Source organism: Emergencia sp. JLR.KK010 (genome assembly GCF_037018265.1).
Lineage (GTDB): Bacteria > Bacillota > Clostridia > Peptostreptococcales > Anaerovoracaceae > Senimuribacter > Senimuribacter intestinalis.
Genome location: NZ_CP143550.1, coordinates 1,715,809 through 1,729,389 on the forward strand (window position 1 = coordinate 1,715,809; position 13,581 = coordinate 1,729,389).

At 43.2% G+C, this 13,581-nt stretch carries 11 protein-coding genes and 1 tRNA gene; all 12 read left to right on the forward strand.

Annotated elements, in window-relative coordinates:
• The first annotated feature begins 28 nt into the window (after positions 1-28).
• The 12 genes from V1225_RS08210 to V1225_RS08265 all read left to right on the forward strand — a co-directional run bounded on the left by V1225_RS08210 (position 29) and on the right by V1225_RS08265 (position 13,574).
• Positions 29-1,318: a hypothetical protein gene (locus tag V1225_RS08210; RefSeq protein ID WP_338546036.1), complete on the forward strand. Its 1,290-nt coding sequence runs from the start codon at positions 29-31 to the stop codon at positions 1,316-1,318.
• A 26-nt stretch (positions 1,319-1,344) separates the two neighbouring features.
• Positions 1,345-1,827 (forward strand): hypothetical protein, encoded by a 483-nt coding sequence (locus V1225_RS08215; protein WP_251617024.1) that lies wholly within the window; start codon positions 1,345-1,347, stop codon positions 1,825-1,827.
• A 988-nt stretch (positions 1,828-2,815) separates the two neighbouring features.
• Positions 2,816-3,838 carry a 23S rRNA (adenine(2503)-C(2))-methyltransferase RlmN gene (rlmN, locus tag V1225_RS08220; RefSeq protein WP_160203224.1) on the forward strand — a complete coding sequence of 341 codons (1,023 nt, stop codon included), beginning with the start codon at positions 2,816-2,818 and terminating at the stop codon, positions 3,836-3,838.
• A 247-nt stretch (positions 3,839-4,085) separates the two neighbouring features.
• Entirely contained in the window at positions 4,086-5,456 is a 1,371-nt protein-coding gene (gene pepV, locus V1225_RS08225) for a dipeptidase PepV (RefSeq protein ID WP_251617022.1), read from the forward strand.
• A gap of 34 nt (positions 5,457-5,490) precedes the next feature.
• The gene (locus V1225_RS08230) at positions 5,491-7,053 is read left to right on the forward strand and encodes a hypothetical protein (RefSeq protein WP_251632238.1); all 1,563 of its coding nucleotides are present in this window, start codon (positions 5,491-5,493) and stop codon (positions 7,051-7,053) included.
• A 156-nt stretch (positions 7,054-7,209) separates the two neighbouring features.
• A complete protein-coding gene (locus V1225_RS08235) occupies positions 7,210-7,632 on the forward strand; it encodes a hypothetical protein (protein WP_160203221.1) in 423 nt (140 codons plus the stop codon).
• 53 nt (positions 7,633-7,685) lie between these two features.
• On the forward strand, positions 7,686-8,345 hold the full coding sequence (locus V1225_RS08240) for a CoA pyrophosphatase (protein ID WP_338546038.1): 660 nt from the start codon (positions 7,686-7,688) through the stop codon (positions 8,343-8,345).
• Entirely contained in the window at positions 8,308-10,161 is a 1,854-nt protein-coding gene (locus V1225_RS08245) for a YgiQ family radical SAM protein (RefSeq protein WP_338546040.1), read from the forward strand. The genes V1225_RS08240 and V1225_RS08245 overlap by 38 nt, the downstream gene beginning before the upstream one ends.
• Entirely contained in the window at positions 10,091-11,446 is a 1,356-nt protein-coding gene (locus tag V1225_RS08250) for a site-specific DNA-methyltransferase (RefSeq protein ID WP_338546042.1), read from the forward strand. The genes V1225_RS08245 and V1225_RS08250 overlap by 71 nt, the downstream gene beginning before the upstream one ends.
• The gene (locus tag V1225_RS08255; RefSeq protein ID WP_251617002.1) at positions 11,415-12,290 is read left to right on the forward strand and encodes a YitT family protein; all 876 of its coding nucleotides are present in this window, start codon (positions 11,415-11,417) and stop codon (positions 12,288-12,290) included. The genes V1225_RS08250 and V1225_RS08255 overlap by 32 nt, the downstream gene beginning before the upstream one ends.
• Before the next feature lie 136 nt (positions 12,291-12,426).
• A tRNA-Arg gene (locus tag V1225_RS08260) sits at positions 12,427-12,502 on the forward strand.
• A gap of 283 nt (positions 12,503-12,785) precedes the next feature.
• Positions 12,786-13,574 (forward strand): ATP-binding cassette domain-containing protein, encoded by a 789-nt coding sequence (locus V1225_RS08265; RefSeq protein ID WP_338546044.1) that lies wholly within the window; start codon positions 12,786-12,788, stop codon positions 13,572-13,574.
• Positions 13,575-13,581 lie beyond the last annotated feature (7 nt).

The window sequence follows — 13,581 nt, forward strand, 5'->3', positions numbered from 1 at the left end:
GGAAAGTCAAGATGAAAGGAGAACGATTATGAAGAAGTTATTTGTATTATTTCTTTCAATTCTTTTAGTATTAATAACATGTTTAGTTTCGTTTGCAAATTCATCTGTGAGCAAGAAAACGACAATCAAGCTGGATATATCCACCTCAAAAGAAGACAAAGAAATTATCAAGTATTACAAAAAAATAGGAGATGACACTTATACAAAGCAGAATAATAATATTGTGATGAATGTGACAAACATTCGTGAGTCTAATGATAAAGTTCTGATTTCAGGTGATGCAGTTGCAAAAATGTTTGGAACTTCTTATTCTTTTTCTTTTAGCGAAAAGGAATCGGACATCAGGTATGTGAAAAATAAAAAGTTTTATACCGGTGCATTCGAGGTGAAGATAAATGACAGTTTCGATGGAATCGTCGACATTACTGCTATGGCAACCTTTAGCAAGACAATTATCAGTTTTACTTTGCTTGACTTGAACAATGAGGATAATCAGTCTGTGATGCTTTATGGTGATACATTTAAAGAGCAGCTTGCGCTTTTTAAACAGGAACTGACGACAGCAGAAAAGGAAGCGAGTGAGGGATCTGAGGAAAGTGCCGAAAGTAATGGGGATTTTGCAATGGCGGCTAGTACATCCTCATACCAGCATGTGACGAATAAGTCAAATTCTTCTCTCGGTGGCGTAGCCAGAGATAAGCAGATGCTGGTCATGAATGTAAGTAAATGTGACCCCAAGAATTTTGGGTCAGGGATGAATGGAATTGAGTTAATTCGGGTATTCTCCAGATCTTACAATGCTAAAAATATTGACTATGATCCATATATTGCCTTAGCGAAACCGTACCGCATAAAGGTAAAGTTTAATGGAGATGCGGTGAACTTAATGAAGGTTAATGGAACAAAACCTTCGATTGGTAATGGGAATTTAACGTCCATTTTTAAAGTGTTTACTTCGGTTATAGGAGGACAAACCAGTGGTCTTCTTGCGGCAGTTGCTACTGTAATTGATATGATTCCAATAGGGGCAGGTGATACAATTACGGAGAGTGGGGTAAATGCGACATTTGATGTCGGTGTTTCAGACTTAAATGCAGGTGACATAGATTTACCGGCGGCAACAAAATCTTCTGATGCAGAGACGGACGCAAAGCATGGCGTTGTGTTTAAAGTTTCTTATCAGCAGGACAATGAAGAAAAAACTGCAAATGTTTCGGTGTCATCAGTTCTTACATACAGAATGTTTGCGAACAATGGAAGAATGATTAACTTGAAAACCGGTACTGCGACAATTTCGCATAATTTGAATTTGAACTAAAGAACTGAAAGGCAAAGGAGCTATTCGTGGAAAAGAGCAAAACTTTCATTAGCATATTTTTAGTAATATTGATAATTTCGATTGCAGTATATGAAAAACATGTGGATAATGAGCGTTCGGAATATAATTTCCAGGCGAGTGCATCTGAAGAGTGCTTTGCTACTTTCTGTGAGTCCGCATTAGGGGTTTTCGATGAGAAATCAACCACTTTTTCTGACTTACAAAGTAGTTATACCGCTCTCATGTCAAGTATGAAGGTATGGGCGCGAAATCATTATGCCCATTGGCAGGATAAGAATTTGCCTTATGACATAACGTATGGTGAAGAAGAGGGCGACGACCCTTTAATGGATGTGTATTTTGCAATTCCGGAGTTGTATAGCGATATTGTCAATGCTTGCTATTTGAAAGAGCCGGAATATGAAATTACTTTGACAAAAAAGCAGGTTGAAGAACGAGTCGCAGAACTTCGCAGTCAGATGGAAATTCACTGTGTGCCATTTTCATAAAATTTCCGTCATAAAGGATTTGACGTAGGATTAAGTATAAAGGTTAAAATTTTGTTCCGAGCCAAAATTTATTTTGGCTCGGAATATAGTAAAAAAATTAGGAAGTGAATTTATACCTGTTTTAGGTAATGTATCTTGGATAGTATCAGGATTTGCTACAATTGCAGATGTAATGGGATATAAATATACACAGGTTACAGTAACTTATGAAGTGTGGGCATATTACAAGCATCAAGGCGGTAGATGGGTTGAAGGAAGACAATATAAAGGACAGACAATAAAACTGAGATGTATTAAATAAAAGGATAATGATATGGAAAAAATAAATATTACATTATTACTATGTATAATAACTCAGTGTATGCTTTTAAGTAGCATGATTTATAGGTATAAGAACAAGAGTTGGAGCAGTAGTTTTGGAAAGTATATTGATTACTTTTGGTTTATTGTGGGGACACCGCTTTTAATTGTAAGTACCGCTGCGTTCTTTCATCTCATTTGAATTGGGGTTTACGAGAAACCTAATTATAATATAATTGGAGTCGCATCCTTTGTCAGTGGGACAGGGTATTCCTGTCTGACTGATGCAGCAAAATTAGGGAGCAAGGCTGGTGGAGTAGGCTTTGTCTTTGGACGGACATCAGCTGTTTCTTGGGTGCAGCATTTACGGGTGTAAAGCAGGAAAAAAGTGAAATTGGATTTTAAATAAAACATTTAAGTTATAAAAATCACTTGTTTTTTATAGGATAATCATTTATACTATAATAAAAGGGAGTGGATTAGAAGTCATCATTAATTACATATTGCACTGGGAAAGGACAGAATGCAGTTTGCCTGTAGTCTGTCTTTTCTCTTTCGGAGGCAAAAGGCGTGTCAAAACGGACTGACAAACCGCCGCACAATCCGTATTTTTCTATTGACAGAAAAGGAGCAACGGGATAAGATATGAGTATTACAAAAAAGGCAAGACACAGACAGGAGGTACGGGATGGTAGATCTGCGGAGTTTAGAATTGCATGAGATGGAAGCACTGATGCTGCGTCTGGGACAGCCGAAATTTCGGGCAAAACAGATTTTCCAGTGGATTTACAAAGGCATTTCTGATTTTGACGCCATGAAAAATATACCCAAAATCCTGCGAGAACTTTTGGCACAGCATTGCAGCATCGGCACGGTGCAGCCACTAGAGATACAGAAGTCAAAAAAGGATGGCACTCGGAAATATTTGTTTCAGCTGCCTGATGGCAATACCATTGAAAGCGTATTTATGCAGTATAAATATGGAAACTCTATCTGTGTATCCTCCCAGGCTGGCTGCAGGATGGGATGCAAGTTCTGCGCATCCACGAGAAACGGTCTTTCCAGAAATTTAACGCCGGGAGAAATGGTATCGCAGCTTTTAGAAGCGGAACGGGATACCGGAGAAAAAATTGGTCATATTGTAGTGATGGGTACAGGGGAGCCTTTCGATAATTACGAAAACGTAGCGGCATTCCTGCGCATTGTCAATGACCAGAATGGACTGAACATCGGCATGCGCAATATCACGGTGTCCACCTGTGGATTGGTGCCAGTCATGGAACAGTTTGCAGCAGATTTTCCCCAGGTAAATTTGGCGATTTCTCTGCACGGCACTACCGATGCGATTCGAGGTTCTATGATGCCGATTAATCACCGTTATCCGTTGGAGATGCTGCTGGCTGCCAGCAAGGCTTATACAGAAAAGACCGGCAGACGCATTACCTTTGAGTATACGCTGGTCAATGGGGTCAATGACAGAGATGAAGATGCGGAAAGACTTTGCAGACTGCTTCACGGCATGCTTTGCCATGTAAATCTGATTCCACTGAACCGGGTGGAAGGCGCCGGATTTGATACCGTCAGCAGAAAACGCGCTGCGGAGTTTCAGGAAATTTTGGAACACAGGGGAATTGCGGCGACGGTGCGCAGAGAACTGGGGGCTGATATTGACGCGGCGTGTGGTCAGCTGCGCCTTGGAAAGCAGCAATAGAAACAGGGATTCGACAGACGCAGAGATCGTCTACATGATGCGGGAAGACAGCGCAGAAGGCGAAAACTTCTGTGTGACAGAGATTTTTTAAACGAAAAAAATCGGGCGTGATTGGAAATACTCTGATATTTTACGATTTGCCCAAAAAATTCCAAACGAACTTCCAAAATTCGACTTTAGTGTATGAACCCTTGTGGTATATTATTACTAACATCATATCATCATCAATCAAAGAGGAGATTAGACTATGGATTTAACGAAAGAAATGCAATCTGTTATGGAGCCTTTAGCAAAGGATATTTCTGCTTTATGTCAGATTAACAGCGTAGAGGGAGAAGCAAAACCGGGTATGCCTTTTGGCGAGGGTCCTGCCAGGGCATTGCAGGCAGCATTGGAATTAGGCGAAAAGATGGGATTCCGCACGGAGAACTTTGATAACTATGTCGGTCATATCGAAATGGGTGAAGGCGAAGAAATGGTTGGAATTCTGGGACATGTAGACGTAGTGCCTGCCGGTGACGGCTGGGATTTTGACCCGTGGGGTGGTGAAATTGCAGACGGTAAAATTTTTGGCAGGGGGACGCTGGATGACAAAGGTCCGCTGGTGACCTGCCTGTATGCGATGCAGCTTCTCAAAGACGCGGGGATTCCGCTGAAACGGAGAATTCGCGTGATTTTGGGCACCAACGAAGAAACCAACTGGGCATGCATGGATTATTATCTGCATCAGGTAAAACCGGAACTGCCGACTGTAGCATTTTCCCCTGACGCGGAATTTCCGCTGACCTATGCGGAAATGGGCATGCTGCAGTATACGCTGACCAGACCGGTAACAGAGCATCTTCGCATCCAAGGCGGCGGCGCATTTAATTCTGTGCCTTCTTCTGCGGAAATCGTGCTGCCTGCAGCACTGGAAGACGCACTGAAAGCAGCCATTGCAGAAAGTGAGAATCCGGCAATGTTTGCGTATGAAATGGAAAACGGCGAATTAAAACTGACTGCAAAAGGCGTTGGCGCACATGCTGCCCATCTGGAGGAAGGGGTCAATGCAGTCAGCTACCTGATGGAACTGCTTTCCAGAATGCCGATTAGCGGTGAACTGAAAGAGGTCGTCACATTCTATCAGCAGCACTTCGGTACCTGTCTGTTCGGTGAAAAGATGGGGATTGCAGAAGAAGACGAAGACGGCGGCAGACTGACTTTGAACATCGGAAAGGTGTTCGTAAAAGATGGTATGCTGACGTTCTGGTGTGACAGTAGAATCCCTGTCAGAACGCCGGTACAGAAAATCGAAGAAAAAGTACAGGAAAAGCTGCAGGGAACCGGTTATACTTTTGCAGTCGCATCGAAAGAAAATTCTCTATATGTGCCGAAAGACTCTAAACTGGTTTCTACCCTGATGGAAGCTTACCGAACAGTAACCGGCGACAGAGAAAGTCAGCCGATGTATTCCGGTGGTGCGACGTATTCTAGAACCATCGACAATTGTGTTGCGTTTGGCTGCTTATTGCCTGACCAGATTAATACCATGCACCAGGCGAACGAATGTCTCGAATTGAAGCATTTGGAAATCTGGCTGCAGATTATGGTAGAGGCAATTTACCAGCTTGCAAAATAAATAATATGAAAAATTTAAGAAGCGAGGTATTATCATGAAAAAATTCAAAATGCCGCCTGCACTTATCATCGTCATGATGTTTTTGTTTATTGTAGGCATTTTAACCTGGTTTGTGCCTACCTCTGTTGTAGTGAGTGATGAGGCGGGAAACAGCGAGATTATCTATAATGCAGCCTTTGACGATGAAGGTAATATCATAGAAAATGCAGGAACTGACCCTGTTGGTTTCTGGGACTTCTTCCTGGCTCCAATTAAAGGCTTTGCCAATGCTGCTGATGTGGCAATGGCAATTCTGGTGTCCGGCGGTTTACTGGCTGTGCTCAATAAGAGCGGCGCTATGGATGCAGGTATCGGCGTACTGATTAGAAAGTTTAAGGGAAATACCCTGATTGCAATTCTGATGATTGTATTTGCACTGATGGGAACTATATATGGTTCCTGGGAAGAACTTCCGGCATTTGCAATTGTAATTATTCCATTGTTTATTAGAGCTGGCTATGATGCTTTGACTGGTATTCAGGTTATTCTGATTGGTGCTGTCTGCGGTAATATGGCTGACGTTGTAAATCCATATGCGGTCGGTGCTGCAGTTGCGGCAATCGGCAATGATGAGCTATCTTTAGGCTCTGGTATCCTGCTTCGTCTGGTGCTTCTGGTTGTACTGCTGGCAATCGGTATCTTCTCTGTTACCCGCTATGCAAGTATGGTAAAGAAAGACCCGAACAAATCAGCTCTTTCAGGAATTGAAGGTGTGAATACCCAAATTACTTCTGAAAGCAGCGATGCGCAGGCTTCAGAAGAAACGGTTATGACAGGACGTCAGAAAGCATCTTTAGTTGCATTTGGCATTGTAATTTTAGCTTGTGTGCTCGGATATGTTCCTTGGGACTCCATTCCTGTGGGAAATCAAACTATGTTTGAATATGTGAATATTTTACAGACTAAGTTGAGTGGAACTTTCCTGGGTAATTTGGTAGGCACAGATAACTTTACACCATTCGGCTGGTGGTACTTTGATGAATTTTCTGTAGCATGGCTTCTTGGTGCTGTAGCTATTGGATTGATTAATAGAATGAATCTTCACGACTGGGTAAGCACTTTTATTGAGGGCTGCAAGGATCTTATGGGCGTTGTTCTGGTACTTTCTGCAGCAAGAGGTATTTCCATTTTCATGGGTTCCAAAGAATCCGGCATGAGTATTACTTTTATTCACTGGATTCAGAGCGTCCTGTCCGGCGTGCCTCTTTGGGCATTTGCTATCGCGGCAGTGCTGGTATATGTTTGCATTGCACTGTTCCTGCAGTCTACAAGCGGTGTTTCCGGCATCACTATGCCAATCTTTGGTGCGTTGGCATTTGCGCTGTTTGCAGGCACAGCGGCGGGTTCTACCGGTGGTCAGGTTATCCTGATGTCTGCATTTACCTGCGGTGTAAACTTTGTATGCAGTTGGTATCCTGAAGCAACTAATATGGGTATTATCGAAATGGCTGGTGTTCCATACAACGTATTCCTGAAACAGCAGCTGAAAATTTCCGGGCCGCTTCTGATTGCAGCAGCGATTATTATTTCTGCTGCGCCTTACATCGGACTGGTATAATCAATTACAAATGGAGTCTGTCCATGAGAACTTCCTCTGGTGCAGGCTCTGTTTTTTCCTGTATTTTGACGTGTTTTTCGTTAAAAAAAACATTGAATGTACTGCGCTGGTAGTGTATAATAACACTAATAACAAAAGAACGGGAGGACAATAATAATGGTTAAATTATTAATTGGACATAAAGGAACAGGCAAGACGAAGCAGATGATTGATCTTGCTAACGAACAGATTGAGAACAGCAACGGAAGCATTATCTTTATCAATAAGAATTCAAGATTAATGTACGATTTGAAATATAGAATCAGAGTTGTATGCATGGAAGAATATGAGCATATTACTAACTGTGACGAGTACATAGGTTTCATCTATGGAATCATCAGCTCTGACCACGATATCGAGACTATTTTCATCGATAGCATTCTGAAGCATGCAGACTTCTCCCTGGGAGATATTCCTGAGTTCTTAACCAGACTGAAGAACATTTCCAAGAATTACGGCATGAACTTTGTAGTGAGCCTCAGTGCCGAAAAGGAAGAGATGATCGGCGTAGACTTCTCAGAATACGAGATTCTTAACTAATTTCTCAAAGAAAGGGCGGTTATCCGCCCTTATTTTTTTCATGGGGGTATGAAATGCAGTTGACATTGACTGACATCAAGAAAACTTTTGAAGGAAGAAAGCCTGCCGCTATTGGCGGTCATCGATATTTCTCAGTGCTGGTTCCTTTTGTAGAAAAAGATGGACAGCTTTACATCCTTTACGAGGTGCGAGCAAAGAACATGGCATCACAGCCTGGTGAGATTTGTTTCCCCGGCGGGCACGTGGAAGATGGAGAAGATCCAAAGGACTGTGCGCTTCGGGAAACCTTTGAGGAAATCGGCATTCCCAAGGACAAGGTCACGCTTATTGGACCGGGAAACATACTTTACGGTTATGCCAACTACACGCTGTATACTTATTTAGGCGTTGTGCAGTATGCAGATTATCTATGTGCAAAACTGCAGAAGGATGAGGTGGATGAAATTTTTTTGGTTCGCGTATCGGACCTTGAACGCATTCAGCCTAAGGTTTTTTCCGAGAAGGTTTATACTGCCATCGACGAGGATTTTCCTTATGAGCAGATAGGCATAGACAGAGATTACTCATGGCGTGTAGGGCGCTGGGATATTCCAATCTATGATATTGACGGCAAAGTGATCTGGGGGTTGACTGCCAGAATTACAGGAGATATTATTGAAACAGTGAGGACGGAGTATGTTTTTACCAGTTACGAAAAAAGAGATAGAGGATAGAGGCTGGAGCCAGGTAGACTTTGTTCTGATCAGCGGAGATGCTTATGTGGATCATCATTCGTTTGGAACTGCAATCATCGGTCGTCTTTTAGAAAGTCATGGGTATAAGGTGGCGATTTTGCCTCAGCCGGATTATAAAAGCGCTGAGGACTTTAGGCGTTTCGGAAGACCTCGTCTGGGATTTTTAATCAACGGCGGTGTTGTAGATTCTATGGTGAACAATTATTCTGTCTTTAAGCGAAAACGGAAAGTCGATGAGTATTCGCCGGGCGGTATTAGCGGCAACAGACCTGACCGGGCTGTGATCGTTTACAGCAATAGGGCAAGAGAGGCCTACAAAGATGTGCCGGTCATCATCGGTGGCATCGAAGCCAGTCTGCGCCGCCTGGGACATTACGATTATTGGAGCGACAAAGTTCGCAGATCTATCTTGCTGGATGCAAAGGCAGATCTTTTGATTTACGGCATGGGCGAGCGTGCCGTAGTTGAGATTGCAGAAGCGCTGGAAGCAGGGATTGATGTCAAAGATATTACATGGATCGAGGGCACCTGTTATAAGGCGAAATCCTTTGAGCAGGATGAGGATACGGCGGTACTTCCTTCCTATGAGGAAATCACGGGATCAAAGGAAGCTTACTGCAGGAGCTTTGCCATGGCTTACAGAAACAACGATGATATCAATGGAAAGCGACTTGTCGAGAAGTATGCGGATTCTCTGTATGTGATACAGAACAAACCGCAACCGCCTCTTAGCAGACAGGAACTCGACGATGTATACGAACTGCCTTACGAAAATGAAATTCATCCTATCTATGAAGCGGCAGGCGGGATTCCCGCTTTTTCCGAGATTAAGTTCAGTCTGGTTTCGGCAAGAGGATGCTTTGGCGGCTGCAGTTTCTGTGCGCTTACGTATCATCAGGGCAGACAGGTAAGAAGCAGGAGTAAGGAATCCCTTGTAGCGGAAGCAAGGGCACTGACGCAAAAGCCAGACTTTAAGGGATATATTCACGATGTGGGTGGGCCCACGGCCAATTTCCGATATCCGGCGTGCAAGAAGCAGCTGGAATATGGCGTATGCAAGGACAAGGACTGCTTGTATCCGAGACCTTGCAAAAATATGGAAGTAGATCATAAAGAGTATCTGGAGGTGCTGCGAGAAATTCGCCAAATTCCTGGCGTTAAGAAAGTCTTCATCCGTTCAGGAATCCGCTATGACTATGTGATGGCAGATAAGGACGATGCTTTCTTGCGGGAGTTGTGCAAATATCATGTCAGCGGCACGCTGAAGGTAGCGCCGGAGCATATCACAGAAAGAGTGCTTTACCATATGAGAAAACCGGCAAAAGAGGTTTTTATCGCTTTTGCGGACAAGTACCGGAGAATCAATCAGCAGCTTGGTCTAAAGCAGTATCTGATTCCTTATTTGATCAGTTCTCATCCAGGAAGTACCCTTGATGATGCGGTGGAACTGGCGCTGTTTTTAAAGGAATACGGGTTTGTACCGGATCAGGTGCAGGATTTTTATCCAACGCCTGCGACTTTGGCAACCTGCATGTATTATACAGAGATGGATCCTTTTACGATGGAGCCTGTCTACATTGCAAAGGATTTAGAAGAGAAGAAAATGCAGCGGGCGCTGATTCATTATCATAAACCGGAGAATAGAGGCATAGTAATGAAAGCACTGAAAAAAGCCGGACGGGAAGATCTGGTCGGTGTGCTTTTGGGAGGCAGAGGCAGAAAATATGAGTCTGATCAAAGAGTTCACAAAGATCATAGCAGAAGGCGAAAAGGCGTATCAAAAGGCAGAAGATAAGCCGCTTGTTTTGACTGAGGAGGTTTGCGGAAGTCATAGTGATATGGAAAGTCTTATCTGCTGCGGGGATAATATGACTGTGATGAAATCCCTTCTTCTGCAGAAGGAGATGGCAGGTAAAGTGCAGATGATCTATATCGATCCTCCCTTTTATTCCAAGTCAAATTATGATGCTGTGATAAAAGCGGGTGGTGAAAACATCAAGTACCATGCTTACGATGACAAGTGGGAGCAGGGGATTTCTGCTTATTTGAAAATGTTGACGGCAAGACTTTATTTGATGCGGGATCTTCTGGCAGATACAGGGCTTTTGTGGCTGCATCTTGATTGGCATGTAGTGCATTATGCCAAGATTCTTATGGATGAGATCTTCGGCGAAAAGAATTTTGTCAATGAGATTATTTGGAACTACAAGTCGGGAGGCACCAGTAAAAAGCATTTTTCTAGGAAGCACGATACGATTTTAGTTTATGCAAAGAGCCGTAGATATCAATTTTATCCATTGCAGGAAAAGTCTTATAACAGAGGCTACAAACCATATCGTTTTAAAGGTGTCAGAGAGTATGAAGATGATCTAGGGTGGTATACTATGGTCAACATGAAAGACGTCTGGAACATTGACATGGTAGGAAGGACGTCCAAAGAGAGGACTGGTTATGCGACCCAAAAACCGGAACAGCTGATTCAGCGAATGATTGAAAGCTGCACTCGTAAAGGTGATTTGTGTGCGGATTTTTTCTGCGGCAGCGGGACACTTCCGTCAGTGGCAGAAAAGATGGGCAGACGTTTTATCGGTTGTGATCTGGGATCTTTAGCGTGCGAAAGTACGATCCATCGTCTTATAGAGCAAGAGGCGTCTTTTCAGGTTTACCGTCTTGCAGGAAATGCTTCCGCTAAAGGATCAAATATGGCTGTACAGCTAAATTTGAAGAGGGAGTTTCTTCCCGATGATAAGGTGCGGCAGTGCATCAGTTTGATTTCATTAAAGGAACGGAAGCTAAGTGGTGTCGTAGAAGACAAGGCGCGGGCAAATCTTGAAAAGATATTGGCAGAGGATTCGCTGCAAATGGTTGACAGTTGGAGCGTGGACTTTGCTTATAATCCAGATGACGGCGTGCACAGACCCCAGGCAGTTTTTGTCAGAGAAAAGGGGCGTTTGGAGACGACCTGCGAACAAATTACCGCACTGGGAAGTCATATTAGTGTTAAAGTCGTAGATATTTTGGGCAATACTACTTTCGAGAGGTTTTTATATGAAGGAAACAGTAAAAGAAAAACTGATTAATTTTATATTTCTCCTGATTGCATGTGCAGTCGGCGCTTTTGCAACAACAGCTGTGATGATTCCAAATGGACTGACCAGCGGAGGTCTGACAGGTCTTGTGCGGATTCTGCAAAATTATGTAGACATCAATTTTTCGCTGGCGTACTATGCGGGCGCATTTCTGATTCTGATTGTAGTGCTGGTGACCTTGGGTCTTCAGGAGGCAAAGAAGGTTCTTGCAGTAACTATTTTGTATCCTGCTGTGATGTTTGTCATGGAGCTTTTTGATTTTCAATTGTTGGAAGAAAAAGATGTGATTTTAGCGGCGATTTTTTGCGGCGTATTTTCCGGCGTCTGCAATGGTATTGTCTTTTGGCGAGGCTATGCTTTTTGCGGTACAGAATCCATCGCTACAATTTTGAAGAAAAAACTGATGCCGCAAGTGGATTTAAGTAAAATCCTTCTAGCACTGGACGCTGCAATTATTATAATTTCTGCTTTTATTTTTGGACGCAATATTGCGCTTTATGCACTGGTAACTCAGTTCATTGCCTCCAAGATGGTGGACTTTATCATGTACGGCTTTGAAACAAAAATTGTACAGGTGAATATTCTTACTACAAAGCCGGATGAGACGATTGCTTTTGTGATGCGGGATTTGAACCGGGGCGTGTCCAGCAGAACTGCGGTGGGAGAATTTACCGGTCAGTCCAAAAAAGAACTGGTGGTTTTATGTTCACCGCGGGAAAGCATGATTTTGAAACGTTTTTTGGCATCGGTGGATCCGGCTGCGTTTGTAACAGTGCTTCATGTGGACACTGTTTGGGGCAGCGGAAAAGGCTTTACAGAGATTAATAAGGACTAGGAAAGAAGTCCACGAGAAACGAATGAACGTGTTATTATTTTTCATAGCTGATAAACATAAAATAGACAGTGTTATCTGCATTGAATAAATTTAGTTTTGATTTTTATAGAAATATATGGTATACTATTTATACTATGCGCCAGTAGCTCAGGGGATAGAGTAGCACACTCCGAATGTGAAGGCCGCAGGTTCGATTCCTGTCTGGCGCACCAAAATGGACAGCGAAAGCTGTCTATTTTTTTATCTGTACAGTACTTGCAGGTATTGCAAAAATTCGTGATGAATTTTCGTTGCCACCGCTAACAAGCTTCACTTATCAGCTATATAAAGCCTGTGGCTGGCAGGTGACTTCTGGAACAGAAGAAGAAAAGGCGCAGGCAAGATTTGTGACAGTGTTCCTTGATATTTACGAGAATAGTTTTAATTGACAGATATCACTATCCTTGGTATAATCATAATCCTACGTTTTTGTATTGAAGCAGGAAGGAGTGTGCGATGATTACCATGGAACATGTGAGCAAGACCTACCGGATTGCCCGAAGAAACGCAGGTTTGAAGGAAGCCTGCAAGGCGCTTTTTCGCAGAGAATATGAAACAGTGCATGCCCTGGATGATGTCAATTTTACTATAGCAGATGGGGAGATGGTCGGATATATCGGTCCAAATGGAGCAGGAAAAAGTTCTACCATTAAGATTCTCAGTGGTATTTTGACGCCGGACAGTGGAAAGGTTTTGGTTGACGGTAGAGTACCGTATCGGAATCGGATTGATCATGTGCGCGAAATTGGCGTTGTTTTTGGACAGCGTTCACAGCTCTGGTGGGATGTGCCGGTTATCGATTCTTTTTCTCTGCTGAAAGATATTTATGACATTCCTGCCGCAACATACAAACAGAGTCTTGAAGAACTGACGGAACTTTTAGATCTGTCGCAGCTTTTGCGATCTCCGGTAAGGCAGCTTTCTTTGGGGCAGCGGATGCGTTGTGAGATTGCAGCCTCCCTTCTGCACAGACCTCGTATATTGTTTCTGGATGAACCGACTATCGGACTTGACGCTGTGTCAAAACTGGAGGTCAGAGATTTTATAAAACGGCAGAATAAAGAGCATGGCACGACAGTGATTTTGACAACCCACGATATGCAGGACATCGAGGCCTTAGCAGGAAGGATTATTCTCATCGGCAAGGGGAAAATCCTAATGGATGGAATCCTAGCAGATATCCAAAAAGGGAATGCTAACATTGACGAAACCATTGCACAGCTGTATCACGCCTATGATATTTAAGGCGGTG